The sequence below is a fragment of the Chitinophaga polysaccharea genome (assembly GCF_007829335.1).
GTDB classification, from domain to species: Bacteria; Bacteroidota; Bacteroidia; order Chitinophagales; family Chitinophagaceae; genus Chitinophaga; species Chitinophaga polysaccharea_B.
In genome coordinates, this window is the sequence record NZ_VIWO01000007.1 from 25,517 (window position 1) to 48,588 (window position 23,072).

The window sequence follows — 23,072 nt, forward strand, 5'->3', positions numbered from 1 at the left end:
CACACCTCCACCGTAGATTATTCTGTTTTACCACCGCTCACAATATTCATTTCAGTAATTTATTCTAAAAAAATATAAAATTTTAATACAAAAAACTGAATTCTAGCCAACTATTCGAACAAATGATCAATAATGATAGGTTTGCATAGAATAAAATACATCCTACACATGATTACCAACATTCCAGGCTACCCGAGAATAGGTAGCCAGCGCGAACTGAAAAAGGCCTGCGAAAGTTACTGGACCGGAAAAATTTCACTGGAAAGATTAGAACTAACGGCAAGGCAACTACGAAAAGAGAACTGGACCTTCCTGCAGGCAGCCGGCATCGATCTTATCCCTTCCAACGACTTTTCTTACTACGATCAGATACTGGATATGTGCGTTACACTGGGTATCATACCGGCCCGCTTCCAGGCCCTGAGAGCTACTTTCGCCAATCCCAACTGCCCCGAGCTGTACTTTGCCCTGGCCCGGGGATACCAAAAAAATAATTTCGACATCACCGCCCTGGAAATGACCAAATGGTTCGATACCAACTATCACTACATGGTACCTGAATTTGAAGCGGCGCAGGAATACCAGCTATACCAACCTAAATGTGTAGCAGAATTTAAAGAAGCCCTCAGCCTCGGCATTACCACCAAACCGGTGCTGCCAGGGCCGGTGACATTAATGTTGTGCGGGAAAATAAAAGATGCAGAACTGAGTTATCCTCAATTGCTCGAAAAACTGCTTCCGGTATATATTCAACTCCTGGAAGCCTTACAGCAGGCCGGCGCTAACTGGGTACAACTCGATGAACCCTTCCTGGTAACAGACCTCGATCCCGCTGTGAGCGACCTTTATCACCGCGCCTATAGCGCTATCCGCCAGGCACTGCCCCAGCTCAACGTACTCCTGACCACCTATTTCGGCGGCCTGGAAGATAATACCGTACTCGCTTTACAATTGCCGGTAAAAGCATTGCACATCGACCTCGTACGCGCACCGGAGCAACTGGATACCATCTTGCCCATCCTCCCGGAAGATAAGTGGTTGTCGCTCGGCGTGGTAGACGGACGCAATATCTGGAAAAACGATTATGCCCAATCCCTTGCGCTCATTGAAAAGGCAGTCAACAAAATAGGAACAGAGCGCCTGTTGCTGGGCACCTCCTGCTCCCTCCTGCATGTACCCTATAATCTCGACCTGGAAACCGCACTGGATCCGGGTATCAGGCAATGGATGGCGTTTGCCCAACAAAAAGTGGCTGAGGTAATGGACCTGAAACAAATAGCAGCCGGCGATCTGTCGCCTCTCGCCGATAACCAAAGCGCCATGATCAGCCGCAAAACATCTGCCGCTATTCATATCCCCGCGGTGAAAGCCAGGATGGCCGATATTCGTAATGTAGACATGCAACGCCACAGTATCTTCCCACACCGGCAGGTATTGCAGCAATCGGTATTACAGCTTCCCCTGTTTCCTACCACCACCATCGGCTCTTTCCCGCAAACTACGGAAATCAGGCAGCTGCGCGCCGACCTAAAAAAAGGCGTTATCACCGAAGAAACCTACCAGGCCGATATCCGCCAGGCCATTACGGAAACCATTTACCGCCAGGAAAGCCTGGGGCTGGATGTGTTGGTACACGGCGAGTTTGAACGGAATGATATGGTGGAATATTTCGGTGAACAACTGGATGGATTTGTATTCACGCAAAATGGCTGGGTACAGAGCTATGGCTCCCGCTGTGTAAAACCTCCCATTATTTTTGGAGATGTACAACGTCCCGCGCCTATGACCGTGGCCTGGAGCCGCTATGCACAGTCGCTCACCACCAAACCGGTAAAAGGAATGCTTACCGGCCCCATTACCATCCTGCAATGGTCGTTTGTTCGGAATGACCAACCCCGCATGCAGACAGCCTTTCAGCTGGCGCTGGCGATCCGCGATGAAGTGAAAGACCTCGAAGACGCCGGCATTACTATCATCCAGGTTGACGAACCCGCCCTGCGCGAAGGACTTCCCCTGCGCCAAGCGCAACGGGCGGCTTACCTCGTGGAAGCGGTAAAAGCCTTCCGGCTGGCTGTTAGCACCGTAGATGACGCCACCCAGATTCATACGCATATGTGTTATGCCGAATTCAATGATATCATTGAACACATCGCCGCTATGGATGCAGATGTGATCACCATCGAAACGTCCCGCTCACAAATGGAACTGCTCGAAGCCTTTGCTCACTTCTCTTACCCCAATGAAACAGGGCCCGGCGTATATGACATTCATTCGCCACGGGTGCCTACCGTAGCGGAAATGGAAGGATTACTGGATAAAGCAGCGCAATTGCTTCCTGTACGTAATATATGGGTAAACCCCGACTGTGGATTAAAAACCAGGAAATGGCCGGAAACAGAACAGGCGTTGCTCAATATGGTGGTAGCAGCCCGGAATATGCGAAGCAAAAAGGAAAAAGCTTCGTAAATTGATGAATGCCATGTCATGAAACAGTTACCTGCCCACGATGCCATCGCGACTTTGAATGCCGCGTAGGCACTATTCTTCGCTGTCAATGCCAGGAAGTACCGCTAACAGAAGATGAACTGGACTTCATCCGGCAGCAATATCATGGATGTCTTTGCGCTGACTGTTTACGCGAAATGAAAATAGCATTTTCAGAATCACCTCATGGACAGGCATAAAAAAACCGGATACAGCGACTATATGCTGTATCCGGCCAATAAAAGTCTTAATATTAAACGATTTCTACCAGTTCCAGGTCGAAAATCAGGTCTTCTCCCGCCAGCGCGTGGTTAGCATCCAAAGTAATGTAAGTATCGCCGATAGCAGCTACTTTTACCTGGAATACCTGGCCCTGTGGATTGCTCATCTGCAATTCCATGCCCACTTCAGGATTCAGATCAGCTGGAATATTTTCCTTAGGAAAATCCATGATCATCTCATCGCTCTTAGGACCATATGCCTGATCAACAGGGATATGAATGGTCTTTTTGTCTCCCACTTTCATGTCGAGCACACCATTCTCAAAACCTTTGATAACCATACCGGCGCCTACCTTGAATTCAAGTGGAGCTCTACCTTCGGAGGAATCAAAAGTAGTTCCATTCGTTAAACGGCCATGGTAATGCACTTTCACGGTATCCCCGTTTTTAACAGCTTGCATAAAAATTAGTTATTTAGTGTTAATAATTACGCGCAAGATACGAAAAGCTGCTATAATCCCTATTTTTTGATACAGTCAATAAACCTTTACCGTATCTTAACAACATGAACCGTATATATCTCATCTGTATCCTCCTCGCAGGCCTTTTTGGAGAAACCTCCGCTCAATACGCGGATCATGTATTACCCGGCGCTACACAAACAGCCCGCTACCTGCCGTTATTGAAAAACAAGCGGGTAGCCATGATGGTCAACCAAACAGCTACCATCGACCATACCCACCTGGTAGATTCCCTGTTGAAACTGCATATAAAAATTCAGAAGATATTCAGCCCGGAACATGGCTTCCGTGGCAATGCCGGTCACGGCGAAACAGTGGCCAACAGCATCGATTCTGCTACTGGTATTCCCATCGTTTCCCTGTACGGACAACATCGCAAAGCTACTGCGGCAGACCTGAAAGATGTGGATATCCTGCTCTTCGACATACAGGATGTAGGCACCCGCTTCTTCACTTATATTTCCTCCCTGCAGGAACTGATGGAATCTGCTGCTGAAAACAAGAAAACACTGGTGATACTCGATCGCCCCAATCCCAACGGCGACTATGTAGACGGCCCCATTCTCGATACCGCCTATCGCTCTTTCATAGGTATGCAACCCATTCCGATTGTACATGGCATGACGGTAGGAGAATATGCCCGGATGCTCAATGGCGAACATATGCTGAGCAAAGGACTCCATTGCGATATCAAGGTAATTCCGTGTGAAAATTACAGTCACAAAACCTTCTATCGCGTACCCATCAAGCCTTCTCCCAATTTACCCAACATGGCGGCTATCAACCTGTATTCGTCCCTCTGCTTTTTTGAAGGAACAGCACTCAGCCTGGGACGCGGCACCGACAAGCCTTTCCAGGTATATGGCTCTCCCCTGCTACCCGACAAAGGTTTTTCCTTTATTCCCCGTGCCAGCGCCACCAATCCTACACCGGTACTGAAAGATCAGCGTTGCTATGGTGTAGACCTGAGTAATGTACCGGAAACAGTACCACACCTGGGCCGAAAAATTGAATTAAAATGGCTGATCGATGCTTACCACGCCTATCCGGATAAGAGTAAATTCTTTATCCCTTTCTTCAGTAAAGTGGCCGGCAATACACAATTGCAGCAACAAATCATCAAGGGAATGTCAGAAGCCGATATCCGCAAAAGCTGGGAGCCCGGTCTCGCTAAATTCAAAGCTATACGCGCAAAATACTTGCTGTACTAGGCGTATCATTCGGTCAAACCTCTTTATTTTTGCACCCTATGAATAAAGATCTCCGCATTGTTTTTATGGGTACGCCCGATTTTGCCGTGGCGTCGCTGGATATATTGGTGCAGAACGGTTTTAATGTAGTAGCCGTTATCACCGCACCCGATAAGCCCGCTGGCAGAGGTTTGCAACTACACGAGAGCGCAGTAAAACAGTATGCCGTCAGTAAAGGATTACCGGTTTTACAACCTGAGAAACTGAAAAATCCTGATTTCATTGCTGCCTTGCGCGATTTAAAAGCAGACCTGCAGGTAGTAGTAGCTTTTCGTATGCTGCCGGAAATGGTATGGAACATGCCGCCGGAAGGCACTATCAACGTACATGCTTCCCTGCTGCCTAATTACCGGGGGGCGGCGCCGATCAACTGGGTGATTATCAACGGCGAAAAAGAATCCGGCGTTACCACCTTCAAACTGCAACATGAGATCGACACCGGCGATATCCTTTTCAGCGACACCGTAGCCATCCGGGAAGATGAAACCGCAGGCGAATTACATGACGCGTTGATGCATACCGGCGCCACCCTGCTACTGAAAACTGTACAGGCCATTGCCGCTGGTAATATAGCAGGAACACCGCAGGCACATATTCCCGCAGCGGCCATTAAACACGCGCCTAAAATTTTCAAGGATACCTGCCAGATCAACTGGCAACAACCGCTCAACAGTATCTATAACCTGGTACGCGGCCTCAGTCCTTATCCCGCAGCCTGGACAGTTTTCCAGGGAAAAAATCTCAAAATATACAAAGCGCATAAAGAGCATATCACACCTTCCAAAGCACCGGGAGAATTTGAAACGGATCAAAAAACATATGTAAAAATTGCAGCGCCGGATGGATACCTCTACCTGGATGAAATTCAACTGGAAGGCAAAAAGAAAATGGATATTGAAGCATTTCTGAGAGGCTATCGCTTCCAGGAATAATGAAGATAACTGATAATGAAAAAGCCGTCTCTACTGCGTAGAGACGGCTTTTTCATTATCAGTTAAATCTGTTAATTCTCGTAACTCAACTCGCAATAAAACCGGGTTTCATTGCTACCCAATGCCTGCATAGCACTGTCGCTCAATTTAATGATCAGGCCAGCATTGGATTTCATCTGTGGAATAACATCCAGTACCTTGGCATACACAGCTTTACCATTCAGGGGGTTGGTTACCTTGATAATGGTGCCACGTGGCGCTGTATTGTGCAGGGCGTAATACTTGCCTACTGCATTGCTTTTAAACCAGGTACCAGGACCTTTTTCGGTTGACGCTTTTTTACCGCCATTGGTCTGCTGGTCGTATAACTGTTCAAAGTCAGTACTGGTACTAACAGCAACAGGCTTGGACGCCGCTGGCGCCGGAGCCGGAGCAATAGTGGCATCTGTTACCGGGCGGGAAGTTTCTTCTTTCTTCACCATTTCCTTCGCCTGTTTTACGGGCGGTGGTGCGGGTTCACTCTCCGCTTTAGTAGCCTCTGTTTCCACTACTGGAGGTACTGCTTTTTCTTTTTCTTTTACTTTTTCCACTTTGGAAGCCACTTCTGCTCCCGCACCACCAGCTTTCACATAGCCGATGATGACATAGCTGTCTTTCTTCAGCCCATCTCCGGAAAAGCCGTTCCATTGACGGATATTGTCCAGTGGTACTTTATTGTAATTGACACTTACCCGGTATAAAGTTTCCTTTTCAGTTACTTTGTGATATACGGGGGTTCCGCTGGCATCCGCCTTCTGCGAGAAGTTAGCGGCGGTAAGCGGGATATGGAGGGTACGTCCAAGCTGCAATCCCTGCTCCATCGTTACTTTATTGGCCGCGGCAATTTCTTTGGGGGGAATTCCATATGCCCGGCTAAGGCTGTAGAAATTTTCTCCTTTCTTTACTACATGGGATATGTAAAGAGACGGCGAGGTACCCTGTACCTGCAGCGTGTCTTGCGCCTGCACCGCTCCCGCGCTTACACCAAACAAGGCGACTGATAACATCAATTTTATCATACTAACTCTGTTTATGATTGATATTTTGCCTGCTGCTCAGGATATTTCTGCTTCCCTCTAAAGCTGGAAACCCAAGTATACCATTGCAACATCAAAAATCTGAAAAATTCTTTTGCTGATTCGGGCAACGAATATATGTGTTAAAATTGACAAATTTACTTACTACACCAAACGAACAAAGATCTCATTTGTTGTTGTAGTCCGTACCTTTTAACATTCCTTTCAAATACTCGTTGACATTACATTTCCTGTTGAGATAGGCCACCGGATAAGCTCCCTCATTACCCGTTAATCTCCTTCAAAATCCGTAACTCTTTCGGATAATAATTATTCATGCGGTTGGGTAAAAACTTGGCCCATCCCAGGTGCATTCCCTTATAGGTCACCAGCGCCCACCCCCGTATATCGGTGTTTACGCCAGGATCTTCTTTACGCAGGTATAATAATGCCTGTTGCAAATTAAGTGATACAACTGGTAATGTTTCGGCCAGTATTGTGCTTGCCGCCAGCTGGTGATCGGGTATTAACTCTTTCTGTCCCAACTGCCCGGCTTTAACGCCCGCTTTGCGAATATACAATTGTTGCTGCAACATTGTAATGTCTGTTGCCAACAAAGGCGGTAAAATCAATACTTCGTCCTGGTGCAGGAAATACTGCCAGGAAGCCGGTATATTCACCCAGGGAGCTACCAGTTCCCGTTGCCGGGCGGTAAGCGCTACCTGCCTGGACTCTTTCTGTTTGCGTATAGACTGGCTGCTGCCCTTTTTACGGAAACAGGCAATAAAAAAGCCTTCTCCCTTTAATAAATCGGGGTAAAAACGGTAGCCGGTGCAATTTCGTTTAGTCGTTACCGTTGGTACAATCTGCCAGTCTGCATCCAGCGGAATCGTAATATTTTCCAACTCAAAATGATCTGCCAGCCAGTCCAGTATTACTTCATCTTCCTCGGCAGAAAAAGAGCAGGTAGAATAAATAATGACTCCATCGTCCTTTACGGCGGGTAATACATCTGCCAGGATCCTTTGCTGACGCTGGCTACAGAGTGTTACATTTTCCAGCGACCATTCCGATACCAACTCCGGATCGCGGCGAAATAACCCGGAACCAGAACAGGGAGCGTCTACCACTACCAGATCGAAATACCCCGGTAAGCGGGAAAAATCACGCGGATCATTGTTGCTAACCACCACATTGGCGGCGCCCCACCTGGTAAGGTTATCCGCCAGCAAGGCTGCCCGTGGTTTTATTACTTCATTGGTTACCAGCAAACTATCTTCCGTGATCAGCGACTGCAACAGCGTGGATTTTCCGCCTGGTGCGGCACATAAATCCAATACCTTCAGCGGCGCCGACAGATCTACCGTAGCACGTACTGCCTGCTCCAGGAACATGGAAGATGCCTCTTGCACATAGTAGGCGCCCGCATGAAAATAAGGATCGAAAGTAAAAGAAGGCCTGGCAGGCAGATAATAACCTTCGCTACTCCAGGGCACTCTTTGTACCCCATTGGCTGATAAGGCTTGCAGCACCTGCTGCACACGTTCAGGGGTAGTTATTTTAAGCGGATTAAGGCGCAGTGAAGTAATCTTTTCAGCAGCAGCATGTACTCGTTCAAATGTTTCCCGGTTATACCCCGGAAGTCCCGCTAACGAGTCAAGCAGGGCAGCTGGTAAATGACTGGACAAAGGAATTTTTTCCGCAAAAATAATGAAAATGAAGATTTTGTGCAGGGGGATGAAGAATAGCCACTATACTTCTTTGATAGCAGCCAGCAGTTCCTGTAATACCTTTTTGGCATCGCCAAACAGCATCGATGTTTTAGGCTGGAAGAAAAGATCATTTTCGATACCGGCGTATCCTGGTTTCATGCTACGCTTATTTACGATCACCACCTTTGCCTGCTCTATTTCCAGTATAGGCATCCCATAGATAGGGCTGGCTGGATCATTTTTAGCGGCCGGATTCACCACATCATTGGCGCCTAACACCAGTACTACATCTGTGGTGGGAAACCCGGTATTGGCATCTTCCATCTCCAGTAATTTTTCATAGGGCACGTCAGCTTCTGCCAGCAGCACGTTCATATGCCCGGGCATACGCCCTGCCACCGGGTGAATGGCATATTTTACTTCCACCCCTCTTTCTTCCAGCTGCTTTTCCAGTTCATGGCAGGCGTGCTGGGCCTGGGCCACCGCCAATCCATATCCCGGCACAATGATTACTTTATTGGCATAGGCCATGACGACGGCCGCATCATTTAAACTGATTTCCTTATAGTTCCCCTGTTCTTTGCCGCCTACAGCAGCAGCAGCGGCGGCGCTACCACCAAAGGAGCCAATCAGCACGTTCTTCAGCGAACGATTCATGGCTTTACACATGAGGATAGTCAGGATAGTTCCGGCAGAGCCCACCAGGATTCCCCCGGTAAGCATCACGGGATTATTGTATAAAAATCCTCCACAGGCAGCGGCTACGCCAGTAAAGGAGTTTAAGAGAGAGATGACCACCGGCATATCTGCACCGCCAATGGGTAATACGAAGAGAATGCCATAGAACAAGGCCAGTGCCAGTATGGTATAAAATACTACCAGGCTGGAGGCTGTAGCCCCCACACCCAGTACCAGCCAAACAAACAGGCCTATAATAACAGCCAGCACCCCCAGATTGAGGATATGCTGACCATTAAACGAAAAGTCTTTGATTTTCCCTGCCAGCTTGCCCCAGGCGATAATACTGCCGGCACAGGAAACCGCGCCAATTACCAGGCTTAGGAGGATAATGGCTACCATCCCTCCCGTAGTGGCTCCGGAAGCTACCAGGTGATTAAATTCTACAATGGATATCAACGCTGCGCAGGCGCCGCCCATGCCATTAAACATGCTCACCATTTCCGGCATAGCCGTCATTTTCACTTTTTTGGCAGATAACACGCCAATGATTCCGCCGATGAATAAGCCGGTAAAAATCCAACCGTAATTGTGCAGGGGAACATCATCTACTTTATAAAGGAAGATAGTGCCCAGGATAGCGAGCGTCATGCCGGCGGCCGCCACCAGGTTACCTTTGCGGGCAGTATCCGGTTTACTTAGCATTTTCAGTCCCAGGATAAATGTAACAGAGCCGACCAGGTAGATAATTGATAAAATGCTGGATCCCATAATGAATAGTACTTAAAGCCGTTAGCCTCCCGTCTTTGGCTGTTAGTAAATGCGGCGCTACCGGTACCACTTCAGCTGCAGCATTGGCTAAAATGCTGCACACAAGCGCCAATCCGTTTGCTATTTCTTTTTTCCTTTAAACATTTCCAACATACGGTCAGTTACCACGAAACCACCCACCACGTTGATAGTACCCAGTATCACAGCCAGGAACCCGATAATCAATGCCAGGTAATTATCCGGTTCTGCTTTCCCCATCACAATGATAGCACCGATGATAACTACGCCGTGAATAGCATTGGCACCGCTCATCAGGGGCGTATGTAATACAGACGGCACCCTGGAGATAACTTCTACTCCCAGGAAGATAGACAGGATAACGATATAAATCAGGTCGATATGCTGATGCAAAAACGATAAAATATATTCCATATTGAGCGGATGTTTACGTTCCTGACAATTATGCCGGTTGCATCATACTTTTCACACGATCGTTCACTATTTCTCCATTGTGTGTGATACAGGCACCTTTCACGATATCATCTTCAAAATTCAGGTGCAGTGTTCCTTCCTTGGTCAGCAGAAGTTTCAGGAAATTGAACACATTCTTTGCATATAGTTTACTGGCATCGGCTGGCATAGTAGCAGCCAGGTTGGAATTACCGATAATAGTAACGCCTCTGTAATACACTGTTTCATTGTTCTTCGTAACAGCGGTATTGCCGCCGGTAGCTGCCGCCAGGTCGATAATAACGGAGCCTGGGCGCATCCGGTCCAGCATGTCGCTGCTAACTAATACAGGGGCTGCTTTGCCGGGTATTTGTGCTGTGGTGATCACAATATCGGCCTTGGCAATGCTTTCAGCAATACGTTGCTGTTGCTGTTGTTTATAGCTTTCGCTTTGTTCTACTGCATATCCCCCGGCACCGGAGGCATCTGCGGCGCCCTCCACTTCCACGAATTTTGCGCCCAGGCTCATCACTTCCTCTTTCACGGCCGGCCTGGTATCAAATACCTCCACTACTGCGCCCAGCCGGCGGGCGGTGGCAATGGCCTGCAAACCAGCTACGCCGGCGCCCAGTATCAATACCTTGGCCGGGGCTATGCTGCCTGCTGCCGTCATAAACATGGGGAAATAACGGGAATAGCTATACGCCGCCAGTAATACCGCCTTATAGCCGGCAATATTGGCCTGAGAACTAAGCACATCCATTACCTGCGCCCGGGTGGTACGGGGAATGGTATCCAGGCTGAAAGCCGTAATATTCCGGGAAGCCCAGTATTCCACCTCGCCGACGCGATATAGTGGTTGTAAAATACCTGTAATGATTTTGCCGGGAGGGATCTGATCTATCCATTCGCGGGAAGGAGCCTGCAGGGTGAAGATTATATCTGCACCGGCGAGTATGGCCTCGCCGGTTTTAACCAGCGCGCCCGCCTGCATATAGGCGTCATCGTTATAAAATGCACTATCGCCGGCGCCCTGCTCCACCCACACGGTCACCGACATTTGCTGCAGTTGCTTTACTACTTCGGGCGTTAGCGACACCCTGGTTTCGCCGTTTTTTTCCTTTAAAATTCCTGCAATCATCTGGTGGAAATTTATAATGGAATATAAAGAAAAAACGGCAACAACGAACTATTTTTTTTGATTAATTTTTCTTCAGTGAAGCGGCTAACGTAGCAGCATGCTGCAGTAATGCGGGAATAGCCACGCCCTGCACATAGTTGCCGCTGATTATTAGTCCCGGGTATTTTTCTTCAAATGCGTGTACTGCTTCGCGCAACTTCGCATGTCCCACATTCAATTGGGGAATAGCATGCTTCCACTCGCTGAGCCGCTGCATCACCGGGGCGGCGGTAAGTCCCAGCAGGGCGGTAATTTCCGCGATCACACGCTGTTGCAAAGTAGCCGTATCCATTTCGCGGAACAGGTGTTCCTGCCGCGCTCCACCCAGGAATACGGTAAACAGTATCTTGCCGGCAGGCGCCTTATCAGGAAATATAGCCGAATTACAAATGGCTCCCAGGAAATGCTTGTTTTCTGCATGCGGCACCAGGAAACCAAAACCATCCAGCGGCTGGGGCAATGCCGTAGCATCAAATCCCAGGTGTAATACGCCCATATGTGGATAAGTTATCTGGTGCAACAGGCCTTGCAATGACGGGTCCAGTGCGCCGATGGTATCGGCGGTTACATAGGCAGGCGTGGTAAATATCACCCTGGCAGCAGTATAGATAGTGGATACGCCGTTGTCGGTTACGTTCACCGTGTAGCCTTCATCCGCCTTACCAACACTGGTGACGATACTGTTAAAACGTACCGGGGTAGACAACAACTGTTGTAAACGGTTGGTCAATGCCTGGTTGCCTCCTTTGAAACTGATGATTCTCCTGCCTCCCATCGCATTTTTATCTTTCATCAGTCCTTTGGTAACACTCCCATATTCCCGCTCCCAGCGCGGCAAGGCCGGCAATACTTCGCCGATGCTCATAGCATCAGGATTGCCCGCATAAATGCCCGACAATACAGGGTCAAATACATAGTCGGCTATCTCTATATTAAACCGGCGGGTAACAAAGGCAGTCACGGTTTCTTCTCCAGCAGGAGGTGCCGGCTTCCGAAATCGCTCGGTAAACAGGCGCCACTTGCTGCTTCCGCTCAGGTAGGGTGAAGACAGGATCTTCAGCGGATGGGGAGATACCCCATGCAATTGGTTATTTCTTACCAGGAAACGGTGTTTGCTGGCAGCCGTTGCCTGCAAAATCTCTCCCTCCAATTCCAGCTCTTTAAAAAAAGCCAGTATTTCGGGGGAAGCGGCGATGGTATTAGCGCCGGCATCCAGCTCAAATCCATCGGTGTGCAACGATTTCATGACCCCGCCCGCATGATCCGAGGCCTCCAGCACCAGGTAGGGCACCTGTTGCCGCTGTAGTTCATACGCTATGCTCAGCCCGGATAAACCGGCGCCAATGATCAATACGGGTTGTTCATTCATAAGAAAAAATTATACAGCTTCCTGCTGTGTGACGATCTGGGTACAATATTTTACTACCGCTTTTACCCACAAAGGATGGATATTCAAACAAGGTATCATCGTAAAGGTTTCTCCCCCATGTTGCAGGAAACTATGCTTACCTTCTTCCGCAATCTCCTCCAGCGTTTCCAGGCAATCTGACACAAACGCCGGGCACACGACCAGTAGTTTCTTCTTCCCTTCTGCCGGCAAAGCTTCCAGCCGGGAAGCCGTATAAGGCTTCATCCACTCTTCACGTCCCAGCCTCGATTGGAAAGAGATGCCCCATTTTTCCGGGGGCAATCCCAGCGCTTCTGCCACCAATTCCGATGTAATCGTTACCTGGTGGCGATAACAGAAATCATGCGCCGGTGATTTTACATGACAGCAATCATTTACTTTCATGCAATGCGCTCCGGTAGGATCGCCTTTACGCAAATGCCGCTCCGGCAATCCGTGATAACTAAACAGTACATAGTCGTAATCGCGCTGCAGGTAAGGACGCATACTTTCAGCCAATGCATGAATATAATCCGGTTCATCATAGAACGGCGGTACGATCGATAGCTTAAACTTATATTGCTTCTTTTTGAATATTTCCTGCGCATATTCTGCCGCTGTTTCATAAGACGACATGGCATAATGCGGGTACAATGGTAACACCACCACTTCCTTCAGCTGCGGGTTTTGCTTGAGCAGGTTCTCAAATGCCACTTCCGGGCTGGGATTCCCATAACGCATGGCTATCTCCACCGGCACTTCCATATCATTCTGCACGGCCATCTGTAACTGCTTCGTTAACACCACCAGCGGAGAACCTTCGTCCCACCAGATAGAAGCATACGCCTTGGCAGATTGTTCGGCACGTTTGGGTACAATGATCCCTTCAATTAATATTTTACGAAACAACCATGGATAGTCTATCACGCGCTTGTCCATCAGAAACTCTATCAGGTAACGTTTTACATCCGGTACAGCGGTAGAATCGGGCGACCCGAGGTTCATCAATATTATTCCTACATCAGATTTAGACACCATTTCTTATAAATTGCAGCAAAACTAACGAAAAAGGCGAAAGCAGAAAGCATAAAGCACAAAGCTATTGAAGCGAATAATCTTTACGGATATTTACCTGGGTTCATCAGTCGCTTTAATAGCTTTGTGCTTTATGCTTTTAGCTTCCCTAGTGTCATTATTTTGTAAATACAAAACCTGATAAAAATCATTTTTTCGTCGTGATGATTACCAGTAGGAGAAATGACACACTAATGACAGCCTAAACCCTTTTGTTTGCAACGTATGCAAGTACTTTTGCACCCGGAAGCTTATACAAGAACATGCAGGTCAGTCATTCAAAAGAAATAGCAAATTTTCATATTGTTGGGATCAACTATAAGAAAACCGACGCTGCTATCAGGGGATTATACGCCATCAATCCGGCCCAATACCAACAGCTCCTGGAGCAGGCCAGGACAGTACAACTGAACGATCTTTTTGTACTATCCACTTGTAACAGAACAGAAGTATACGGATTTGCCGCGCATCCCGGGCAGTTGATAGACTTGTTGTGCAAGGAATCAAACGGTGACAGAAACCAGTTGGAAGAATTAGCCTATGCCAAATCAGGCGAAGAAGCCGTAAGACATCTTTACCAGGTAGGCACCGGCCTCGACTCCCAGATACTCGGTGATTATGAAATCATCGGCCAGATCCGCAATGCCGCAAAATTTGCCAAAGCACAACAGAGCCTCGGTAGTTTTCTCGAAAGACTGGTGAACAGCGTATTACAGGTTTCCAAACTGATTAAAACAGAAACAGGGCTCAGCAAAGGCACCGTGTCTGTGGCTTTTGCTACCGTACGGATGCTGGAACGTATCTGCCCCGATATCAAAAATAAAAAAGTAGTATTGTTGGGTGTAGGCAAAATAGGCCGCAATACCTGCAAGAACATGATCGAATACCTCGGTGTAAAGGAGATTACACTCATTAACCGCACCGAACAGGTAGCTGCCGATTTTGCAGATCAACATGGCCTGAAATACGCACCCTATGAAAATATGGTCAGCGAAATGCAACAGGCAGATGTAATCCTGGTGGCCTCCAATGCGCCACAACCCACCGTACTGGCAGAACATTTCCACGGCTCCTCTCCAAAGCTCATTATCGACCTTTCTATACCGTTCAACGTAGAAGCCGCCGTAGGAGAATTGCCGCATATTCAACTGGTAAATGTGGATGAACTGTCCAAAGTACAGGATGAAACGCTGCAAAACAGGCTGGGTGAAGTGCCTAAAGCCATGGCTATTATCGATGAGTACATGGAAGAATTCCTCTACTGGTACAAAATGCGCAAACACGCCGTGGTACTCAAAGCAGTGAAAGATAAACTGCAGGAAATACATACCCGCGAAATACAACAGCAGAAGAACGGAGAACATTATAAACTGGAAGATATAGAACTGGTATCTTCCCGCATCATACAAAAAATGATTAATCTCATGGCAGGTAAAGTACGCAAGGAAGCCGATAAAAGCGACCAGTACATTGCTATGATCAACGATATTTTCGAGACAGGCGTTAATCAGGAATAAACAATGGAAAAAGTTATCAGGATAGGTACAAGAGACAGTCAGCTGGCACTCTGGCAGGCACACCAGGTAAACGATCTGCTCACCGCGCAGGGCTACCGCACCGAACTGGTGCCCATCAAAAGTGAAGGCGATATTGACCTGGTAACACCCCTCTATGAAATAGGCGTACAAGGTATCTTCACCAAAAGCCTGGACCTGGCACTGCTTAATAACCGTATAGACATTGCCGTTCATTCCTTCAAAGATGTTCCTACACAACTACCGCAGCAAATAGTACATGCCGCCATCCTGAAACGTGGACCGGTAAAAGATTTGCTGGTATATAAAACCAATACCGACTTCCTGGAACAACCCGGGTATATTGCTCACATTGCTACCAGCAGCGTGCGCCGTAAAGCGCAATGGCTGCGCAAATATCCACAACACCAGCTGCACAACCTGCGCGGGAATGTAAATACCCGCCTTCAGAAACTGGCCGCTGAAAGCTGGGACGGTGCTATCTTCGCCGCTGCAGGACTGGAGAGGATTAATGTACGCCCGGCCACTTCCGTCTATCTCGACTGGATGCTGCCAGCTCCCGCTCAGGGCGCCGTAGTAGCCGTATGCAGGGAAGATGACCAATTTTGCCTCGATGCCTGTGCCGCCTTTAACGATGCCGACACTGCCCTGGCCACTCAAATAGAACGCGAATTTTTACGTACCCTCATGGGCGGATGCACCACCCCTATCAGCGCGTATGCTTATATACAAGACCATACCGTTCACTTTAGCGGAGAACTCTGCAGCCTGGACGGATCCCAGTTTTTCAGTACTTCACATGAAGTGCCCCTGGATCAGGCCCAACAACTGGGCCAACGTGCAGCAGAGGAAATTATGGCGCAAGGTGGCGCTGAAATTGTAGCTCAGATCAGAAATGCCAAATGATCAATACCGCATATTATGCACCAGGCCGCTGACAGACAGCTCCATCGCTGTTGCTGGTGAAAATGGTATTCATATAGACGTTAAAGATTTTATCCAGATAAAACCGCTTCCCAACGAAGCATTATGGGGCCCGGAAAAAATACGCCATCTCTTCCGGCCCGGTACCGTACAGGTTTTTACCAGCGCCAATGCCGTAAAAATACTGGCTAAATATTACATAAGGCAAGGGGCCGACTGGTACATTATCCGGGACGCCAACATCTGTTGTATCTCCGGAAAAACAAAACAGCTACTGGAAGAAACCTTCTTAGATTGTAAAATACTGGCGGAAGCAGCCTACGGCAAAGACCTGGCAACAGCCATCATTCAACTGGGCAATATCACCGAGGTAAATTTCTTCTGCGGTACACAACGCAGGGATGAACTACCCGGTATATTGACAGCAGCAGGGATTACCGTCAACGAATACGTGATCTACGAAAATATTCCCACACCGGAAGTAGTCGCCACCGATTATGATGGTATATTCTTTTTCAGTCCCAGCGCCGTTAAAAGCTATTTTTCTGCCAATAAACTGGCGCCTAAAACGGTTTGCTTTGCCATTGGCCGTACAACAGCTACCTCGCTGAAAGAACATACCGACAATAAGATTATAATAAGCCCCGGTACAGATGAAGCGTACATGGTGCAAACAGCTATATTTTATTTTAACAACATTAATTGCTACGAATGAGCGCATTGAAGAACGACTTATTACTGAAGGCCCTTAAAGGTGAAACCGTTTCCCGCACACCCGTATGGATGATGCGCCAGGCTGGTCGCTACCTCCCGGATTATATCAAGCTGCGTGATAAATATTCCTTTTTTGAACGTTGTGAAAATCCAGAGCTGGCCACAGAAATAACCGTTATGCCGGTAGACCAGGTGGGCGTTGATGCCGCCATCATTTTTTCTGACATCCTCGTAGTACCACAAGCCATGGGCCTGGAAGTACAGCTGGTAGAAAAAGTAGGTCCCCTGCTGCCTGCCCCCATCAAGTCCGCCGCCGACCTGCAACGTGTATGCGTGCCGGATGTACAGGAAAGACTGCACTATGTATTTGATGCGCTGAAACTCACGAAAAAGACACTGGATGGCCGCGTGCCACTCATCGGCTTCGGCGGCGCCCCCTGGACACTGCTCTGCTACATGGTACAGGGAAAAGGCTCCAAAACCTTCGACGAAGCAAAAGCATTCTGCTACCAGCAACCTGAAGTAGCCCATCAGCTGCTGCAAATGATCACCGATACCACCATCGCTTACCTGAAAGCACAGGTAGCCGCCGGCGCGGATACCGTACAGGTATTTGACTCCTGGGGTGGTTTGCTGAGCCCGCAGGACTTCGAAGTATTTTCTTTACAATATATCCGCCAGATAGTAGCCGCCATGAAAGATATCTGTCCTACTATCGTATTCGCCAAAGGCGCCTGGTTTGCCCTGGAAGATATGGCTGCTACCGGCGCGCATGGCCTGGGCATCGACTGGTGCATTAAACCGGAACTGGCCCGCCAGTTTGCCGGCAACAACATTACCTTACAGGGCAACTTCGATCCGGCTAAATTGCTGGCGCCCATCCCTGAAATTGAAAAGTCAGTGAAGGAAATGCTGAAAGGCTTTGGTAGACAACGTTACATCGCTAACCTGGGACATGGCATTTTGCCCAATGTACCGGTAGACCATGCCAAAGCATTCGTGGAAACCGTGAAAGCACACGGGTAACAAGACATACAGGCGATTGATCTTTAAAAGCAAGGCTCTATGGTAAAAAACGATTTCATCTCTTTTATACACGGGTTACAGGACGAAATTTGTGCTGCCCTGGAAAAGACCGACGGTAAAGCTACCTTCCGGGAAGACCGGTGGGAACGGGCCGGCGGCGGTGGCGGAAAATCACGCGTAATCGCCAATGGAAATGTATTTGAAAAAGGGGGCGTAAACACCTCCGTAGTACATGGCGACCTGCCAGAAGCCATGGCACAGCAGTTTGGCGTTTCCAACAGCCAGTTCATGGCCTGCGGCATCTCCCTGGTTATTCATCCCCTCAATCCGTTTGTACCTACCGTACATGCTAACTTCCGCTACTTTGAACTGTATGAAGCCAACGGTACGCTGAAAGACAACTGGTTTGGCGGTGGCGCCGACCTGACGCCCTATTACCTGGACGAAAAAGATGGCATCCATTTTCACCAGACCTTTAAAAATGCCTGCGATCCTTTCGGCACAGACCTCTACCCAAAATATAAAAAACACTGCGATGAATATTTTATCAATAAACATCGCAACAACGAAGCCCGCGGTATAGGCGGTATTTTCTACGATTATCTCCGGCCTAACGAAAGCAAAACAGCAGAGGAACTGCTGGCCTTTTCCCAAGCCAATGGCAATGCCTTCCTGGAGGCGTACCTGCCTATCGTGGAAAAAAACAAGCACACTCCCTACACCGAAGAGCATAAAAGCTGGCAGGCGTACAGACGTGGACGTTATGTAGAGTTCAATCTCATACATGACAGGGGCACCCTGTTTGGCTTAAAAACCAATGGCCGCACCGAATCCATCCTGATGAGCCTTCCCCCTGTAGCCCGCTGGGAATACGACTTCCACACTACTCCGGGAAGCCCCGAAGCACAGCTGGAAGAGTTTTTAAAGCCACGCGACTGGACAAAGACAGCCCAATAGAAACAATAAAACTTTTATAAAGATGATCAGAAGAAACAGAATCCTAAGAGTATCTCCCGCCATTCGTGCAATGGTAGCGGAAACTATATTAACACCCAGCGACTTCATTGCGCCGTTATTTGTTACCGAAGGAGAAAATGTGAAAGAAGAGATCAGCTCTATGCCAGGCTATTTCAGGTACTCGTTGGACCTGACCATTAAAGAAGCTAAAGAGCTCTGGAGCCTCGGCATTAAAAGTGTTTTACTGTTTGTAAAAGCGCCCGACAATGTAAAAGATAATAAAGGAACGGAAGCCGTTAATCCCAACGGACTAATGCAACGCGCTATCCGTGGCATCAAGAATGCCATCCCGGAAATAGTGGTGATGACGGATGTGGCCCTGGACCCTTACTCCTCCTATGGCCATGATGGTATTGTAGAAGGTACCGAAATTGTGAACGATCCTACTGTGGAGGTACTGGCACGTATGAGCCTCAGTCATGCACAGGCAGGCGCCGACATCGTAGCACCCAGCGATATGATGGATGGCCGTATCCTTGCTATCCGTAATATCCTGGAGGAAAATGGCTTCGATAAAACCGGTATAATGGCCTACAGCGCCAAATATGCTTCCTGCTTCTATGGCCCCTTCCGCGATGCACTCGACTCTGCGCCCGGATTCGGTGATAAAAAAACCTACCAGATGGACTACGCCAATTCCCGCGAAGCCATTAAGGAAACACTGATGGACATTGAAGAAGGCGCAGATATCGTGATGGTAAAACCAGCGATGGCCTACCTCGATATCATGCGTATCATTAAAGACCGTGTAACCGTTCCCGTTAGTGCCTATCACGTAAGCGGTGAATATTCCATGATCAAAGCAGCAGCAGAAAGAGGATGGCTCAATGAAAACAAGGCCGTCCTGGAAAGCCTTACCAGCATTAAGCGTGCAGGTGCTGATCTGATTGCTACCTATTTCGCGAAAGACGCCGTAAAACTGCTGAATGCATAATTCAGTATCTTGCGTAAAACAATAAATCATCCCACAGATGTACAGTAAAAGTGAAATGTTATTCGGGAAGGCCAAAGAGGTGATCCCTGGCGGCGTAAACTCTCCCGTACGTGCATTTAAAAGCGTAGGCGGCACTCCCATATTCATGGAACGCGCGAAAGGCGCCTACATGTACGATGTAGACGGTAACCGCTATATTGACTATATTAATTCCTGGGGCCCGATGATCCTTGGTCATGCTTATGAGCCCGTAGTGAAAGCGATCCAGGAATATGCCACCTACTCCACTTCTTTCGGTGCTCCCACCGAACTGGAAATAAAAATTGCAGAACTAATTGTGAGCATGGTACCTAATATCGACATGGTACGCATGGTCAATTCCGGCACAGAAGCCTGTATGACGGCCCTCAGGCTGGCCCGGGGCTATACCGGCCGGAATAAATTCATCAAGTTTGAAGGCTGCTACCATGGGCATGCCGATGCGTTCCTGGTGAGCGCCGGCAGTGGCGTTGCTACGCTGGGCCTCCAGTCTATTCCCGGTGTAACTGCTACCGTAGCCGATGATACGCTTACCGCTCCCTATAATAACCTGCCGGCAGTAGAACAACTGGTAGCAACATACGCAGGACAAATTGCAGCTATCATCGTAGAACCGATAGCTGGCAATATGGGCTGTATCCTGCCACAACCGGGATTCCTGGAAGGACTGCGCAAGATTTGCGATGAGCATAATATCGTGCTGATCTTTGATGAGGTGATGACTGGCTTCCGGCTGGCCCGTGGCGGTGCACAGGAACTGCTGGGCATTAAAGCCGACCTGGTTACCTTCGGTAAAATTATCGGTGCTGGCATGCCGGTAGGCGCCATTGCGGGTCCAAGAGAAATCATGGAAAACCTGGCGCCCGCAGGGAAAGTATACCAGGCAGGTACCCTGAGTGGTAACCCGATCGCTATGATCGCAGGCTATACCTTACTGCAAACGCTCAACGACAACCCGGTGATCTACCAGCAACTCGCCGAAAAAGCCACCTACCTGGTAAATGGCTTAAAAGAAGCCTTTGGCGCGGCCGGTATCGTTCATAGTATTAACCAGATAGGCTCTATGCTGAGCGCACACTTTACCGAGTATCCAATTATCGATTTCTCGTCTGCCTCTGCCGCCAATAACGAAATATTCAGGCGTTTCTTCCATGCTATGCTGGAACGCGGCGTATACCTGCCGCCTTCTGCCTTCGAAAGTTGGTTCATGTCCAATGCACTCACCACCGAAGACCTGGATCAAACCATAGCCGCTGCTAAATCTGCCATGCAGGCAATCAAATAGTTAACAATCCAATCCTGTGCTGAGTGGAAAAGGCTGCCTCATACCCTGGGGCGGCCTTTTATTTTTCCCTTCAAACCTGCTCTCCAAGCGCCCTTTTTATTCAACAGGCTCCTTACCTTTTATCCGGCTATATTCCCTTTACAATAAACTAACCTGCCAATAATTCAAAAAATATTATTTTTGGGCCTTCATGAATAACCAGCTGCCCATATTAAAACGTTGGATAACTGTCGCCTTCCTGCTGTGTATACAGCTGGTAGCCGGCGTTGTACCTACGTTTGCGGCACATCGTCAGTTCCTGCACGAAATCCGGGTACAACAGGCGCAGCAAGACCAGCTGCTACACCTGGTAAACAAAATACCAGTGCAACTGGAAGCCGATGACGATGGCATAGATGTATGGCACGTAACCAAACATCGTCGTAAAACGCGCTGGTGCCTCACTGCCTCCGCACCACAGGTAAGTACGGCTACCCGTATTGTATACCTGGACCCTGATAACACGGCAAGAAGTATTTATCTCACCGAAAATAAAACCGGTGAATATGTGCGCCAGAAGTCCTTTCTGCCCGCCTACTATTCTTTTCTCTTCCGGTTTACCCCCTTCTGAATACCACCCTCTTTTGCCATTGTACCCACTTTTATTGTTTAAGGAGATGCCTGCATTTGCTGTTATTCCGGCAAACAGGTAGCTGCTGTGTTGTATTCACTTATTCCGGTTAAACCGGGATCAATATCTTATTGCTATGCGTCATTATACAGGGATCTTAACATCGCTGACCGCTCTTTTTATGGCTGGTTGTGCCACCAAGGGAGAAAGTACCAACAAAGAGGCACTGAAATCATTACCTGTTACCACCCTGGTAACAAAAGATACTACACTCCACCGCTCTTACGTAACCGATATACAGGCAGTGCAAAATGTAGAAATACGGGCCCGTGTAAATGGGTTTCTCGATAAAATATTCATAGACGAAGGACAGGAAGTAAAAAAAGGGCAACTGCTCTTCGGTATCAGCGACGCTGAGTACCGGGCTGAGCTGGTAAAAGCCAAAGCAGTACTGAGCAGTTTGATTGCTGAAAGTAAAGCGGCCGCACTGGAAGTAGACCGCGTTACTTTGCTGGTAGATAAAAAAGTAATCGCCCCCTCCGAACTGGAGGTAGCCAACGCCAAGCTCGCAGCGGCGCAGGCCAAAATAGAAGAAGCCCGTTCCGCTGTTTCCAATGCGGAAATGCGTCTCTCCTATACCAGCATCCGCGCGCCTTTCGATGGTATTATTGACCGTATTCCCCTGAAAAAAGGAAGTCTCATCAGCGAGGGTACCCTGTTAACTACGGTATCGGATACACGTGAAGTATATGCTTATTTCAACGTATCTGAAACGGAATACCTGCAATACAATAAGGCGCTCGCCAAAGGCGATAATAGCTACCGCAAAGTAGCGCTCGTACTGGCAGATGGGGCAGACTACAACCAACCCGGCAATATAGAAACCATGGAGGGAGAATTTGAAGAAAATACTGGCTCCATTGCCTTCCGTGCCCGTTTCCCCAACCCGTCCAAACTCCTGAAACATGGCGCCAGCGGTAAAGTGCGGCTCACTACCGAAATGGATAGCGCTATCATCATCCCGCAGAAAGCTGTATTCGAAATGCAGGATAAGAACTATGTTTTCGTGGTAGATGCTGCCAACAGAGTGAAAATGAAAAACTTCATCCCGCAGGCCCGCTTCGCGCATTTCTACATTGTAAAATCCGGTCTTACACCCGGCGAACGCATTGTATGCGAAGGTGTGCGCAATATCCGCGATGGTATCGAAATCGCCCCGCGCAGCCTGCCCATGGATAGTTTACTGAGTTTGTAATCACAGCTGAAATCACAG

21 protein-coding genes are annotated in these 23,072 nt (G+C 48.4%); 13 read left to right on the forward strand and 8 right to left on the reverse strand.

The genetic code is table 11. From position 1 onward, the window contains the following. Positions 1 to 168: 168 nt before the first annotated feature. On the forward strand, positions 169 to 2,466 hold the full coding sequence (metE, locus tag FHW36_RS21600) for a 5-methyltetrahydropteroyltriglutamate--homocysteine S-methyltransferase (RefSeq protein ID WP_145671856.1): 2,298 nt from the start codon (positions 169 to 171) through the stop codon (positions 2,464 to 2,466). 8 nt (positions 2,467 to 2,474) lie between these two features. Next, positions 2,475 to 2,684: a cysteine-rich CWC family protein gene (locus FHW36_RS21605; protein WP_145671858.1), complete on the forward strand. Its 210-nt coding sequence runs from the start codon at positions 2,475 to 2,477 to the stop codon at positions 2,682 to 2,684. A gap of 53 nt (positions 2,685 to 2,737) precedes the next feature. On the opposite strand, the gene FHW36_RS21610 is transcribed toward FHW36_RS21605, so the two are convergent. Then, positions 2,738 to 3,166 (reverse strand): FKBP-type peptidyl-prolyl cis-trans isomerase, encoded by a 429-nt coding sequence (locus FHW36_RS21610; protein ID WP_145671860.1) that lies wholly within the window; start codon positions 3,164 to 3,166, stop codon positions 2,738 to 2,740. 104 nt (positions 3,167 to 3,270) lie between these two features. Here FHW36_RS21610 and FHW36_RS21615 point away from each other — a divergent pair, with 104 nt between their 5' ends. Next, positions 3,271 to 4,437, forward strand: coding sequence for an exo-beta-N-acetylmuramidase NamZ family protein (locus FHW36_RS21615; RefSeq protein ID WP_145671862.1), 1,167 nt, complete (start codon positions 3,271 to 3,273; stop codon positions 4,435 to 4,437). Between the two features lie 38 nt (positions 4,438 to 4,475). Beyond that, entirely contained in the window at positions 4,476 to 5,408 is a 933-nt protein-coding gene (gene fmt, locus FHW36_RS21620; RefSeq protein WP_246121207.1) for a methionyl-tRNA formyltransferase, read from the forward strand. 71 nt (positions 5,409 to 5,479) lie between these two features. Here fmt and FHW36_RS21625 read toward each other — a convergent pair whose 3' ends face one another. The 7 genes from FHW36_RS21625 to hemH form a co-directional block, all read right to left on the reverse strand. Beyond that, positions 5,480 to 6,466 carry a LysM peptidoglycan-binding domain-containing protein gene (locus FHW36_RS21625; protein ID WP_145671864.1) on the reverse strand — a complete coding sequence of 329 codons (987 nt, stop codon included), beginning with the start codon at positions 6,464 to 6,466 and terminating at the stop codon, positions 5,480 to 5,482. A gap of 281 nt (positions 6,467 to 6,747) precedes the next feature. Next, entirely contained in the window at positions 6,748 to 8,151 is a 1,404-nt protein-coding gene (locus tag FHW36_RS21630) for a methyltransferase RsmF C-terminal domain-like protein (RefSeq protein WP_145671866.1), read from the reverse strand. A 63-nt stretch (positions 8,152 to 8,214) separates the two neighbouring features. Continuing rightward, positions 8,215 to 9,624 (reverse strand): NAD(P)(+) transhydrogenase (Re/Si-specific) subunit beta, encoded by a 1,410-nt coding sequence (locus FHW36_RS21635; RefSeq protein WP_145671868.1) that lies wholly within the window; start codon positions 9,622 to 9,624, stop codon positions 8,215 to 8,217. 120 nt (positions 9,625 to 9,744) lie between these two features. Further along, positions 9,745 to 10,056 carry an NAD(P) transhydrogenase subunit alpha gene (locus FHW36_RS21640; RefSeq protein WP_145671870.1) on the reverse strand — a complete coding sequence of 104 codons (312 nt, stop codon included), beginning with the start codon at positions 10,054 to 10,056 and terminating at the stop codon, positions 9,745 to 9,747. 28 nt (positions 10,057 to 10,084) lie between these two features. After that, positions 10,085 to 11,215, reverse strand: coding sequence for a Re/Si-specific NAD(P)(+) transhydrogenase subunit alpha (locus tag FHW36_RS21645; protein WP_145671872.1), 1,131 nt, complete (start codon positions 11,213 to 11,215; stop codon positions 10,085 to 10,087). Positions 11,216 to 11,276: 61 nt separating this feature from the next. After that, entirely contained in the window at positions 11,277 to 12,623 is a 1,347-nt protein-coding gene (gene hemG, locus FHW36_RS21650; RefSeq protein WP_145671878.1) for a protoporphyrinogen oxidase, read from the reverse strand. Positions 12,624 to 12,632: 9 nt separating this feature from the next. Then, positions 12,633 to 13,679 (reverse strand): ferrochelatase, encoded by a 1,047-nt coding sequence (gene hemH, locus FHW36_RS21655; RefSeq protein ID WP_145671885.1) that lies wholly within the window; start codon positions 13,677 to 13,679, stop codon positions 12,633 to 12,635. A 299-nt stretch (positions 13,680 to 13,978) separates the two neighbouring features. Here hemH and hemA point away from each other — a divergent pair, with 299 nt between their 5' ends. The 9 genes from hemA to FHW36_RS21700 all read left to right on the forward strand — a co-directional run bounded on the left by hemA (position 13,979) and on the right by FHW36_RS21700 (position 23,054). Then, complete coding sequence (gene hemA, locus FHW36_RS21660; RefSeq protein ID WP_145671891.1) at positions 13,979 to 15,232, forward strand: glutamyl-tRNA reductase; 1,254 nt, start codon at positions 13,979 to 13,981, stop codon at positions 15,230 to 15,232. Between the two features lie 3 nt (positions 15,233 to 15,235). After that, positions 15,236 to 16,156: a hydroxymethylbilane synthase gene (gene hemC, locus FHW36_RS21665; protein ID WP_145671893.1), complete on the forward strand. Its 921-nt coding sequence runs from the start codon at positions 15,236 to 15,238 to the stop codon at positions 16,154 to 16,156. Further along, a complete protein-coding gene (locus FHW36_RS21670; protein WP_145671895.1) occupies positions 16,146 to 16,889 on the forward strand; it encodes a uroporphyrinogen-III synthase in 744 nt (247 codons plus the stop codon). Before hemC ends, FHW36_RS21670 begins: the two co-directional genes overlap by 11 nt. Beyond that, positions 16,886 to 17,914, forward strand: a complete 1,029-nt coding sequence (hemE, locus tag FHW36_RS21675) for a uroporphyrinogen decarboxylase (RefSeq protein ID WP_145671897.1) — start codon at positions 16,886 to 16,888, stop codon at positions 17,912 to 17,914. The genes FHW36_RS21670 and hemE overlap by 4 nt, the downstream gene beginning before the upstream one ends. Positions 17,915 to 17,953: 39 nt before the next feature. After that, positions 17,954 to 18,871, forward strand: a complete 918-nt coding sequence (gene hemF, locus FHW36_RS21680; protein ID WP_145671899.1) for an oxygen-dependent coproporphyrinogen oxidase — start codon at positions 17,954 to 17,956, stop codon at positions 18,869 to 18,871. Between the two features lie 22 nt (positions 18,872 to 18,893). Further along, the gene (hemB, locus tag FHW36_RS21685) at positions 18,894 to 19,865 is read left to right on the forward strand and encodes a porphobilinogen synthase (RefSeq protein WP_262713401.1); all 972 of its coding nucleotides are present in this window, start codon (positions 18,894 to 18,896) and stop codon (positions 19,863 to 19,865) included. A gap of 37 nt (positions 19,866 to 19,902) precedes the next feature. Then, entirely contained in the window at positions 19,903 to 21,189 is a 1,287-nt protein-coding gene (gene hemL / locus FHW36_RS21690) for a glutamate-1-semialdehyde 2,1-aminomutase (RefSeq protein ID WP_145671911.1), read from the forward strand. A 190-nt stretch (positions 21,190 to 21,379) separates the two neighbouring features. Further along, positions 21,380 to 21,799, forward strand: coding sequence for a hypothetical protein (locus tag FHW36_RS21695; protein ID WP_145671913.1), 420 nt, complete (start codon positions 21,380 to 21,382; stop codon positions 21,797 to 21,799). A 136-nt stretch (positions 21,800 to 21,935) separates the two neighbouring features. Further along, positions 21,936 to 23,054 carry an efflux RND transporter periplasmic adaptor subunit gene (locus FHW36_RS21700; RefSeq protein ID WP_145671915.1) on the forward strand — a complete coding sequence of 373 codons (1,119 nt, stop codon included), beginning with the start codon at positions 21,936 to 21,938 and terminating at the stop codon, positions 23,052 to 23,054. The last annotated feature ends 18 nt before the right edge of the window (positions 23,055 to 23,072 follow it).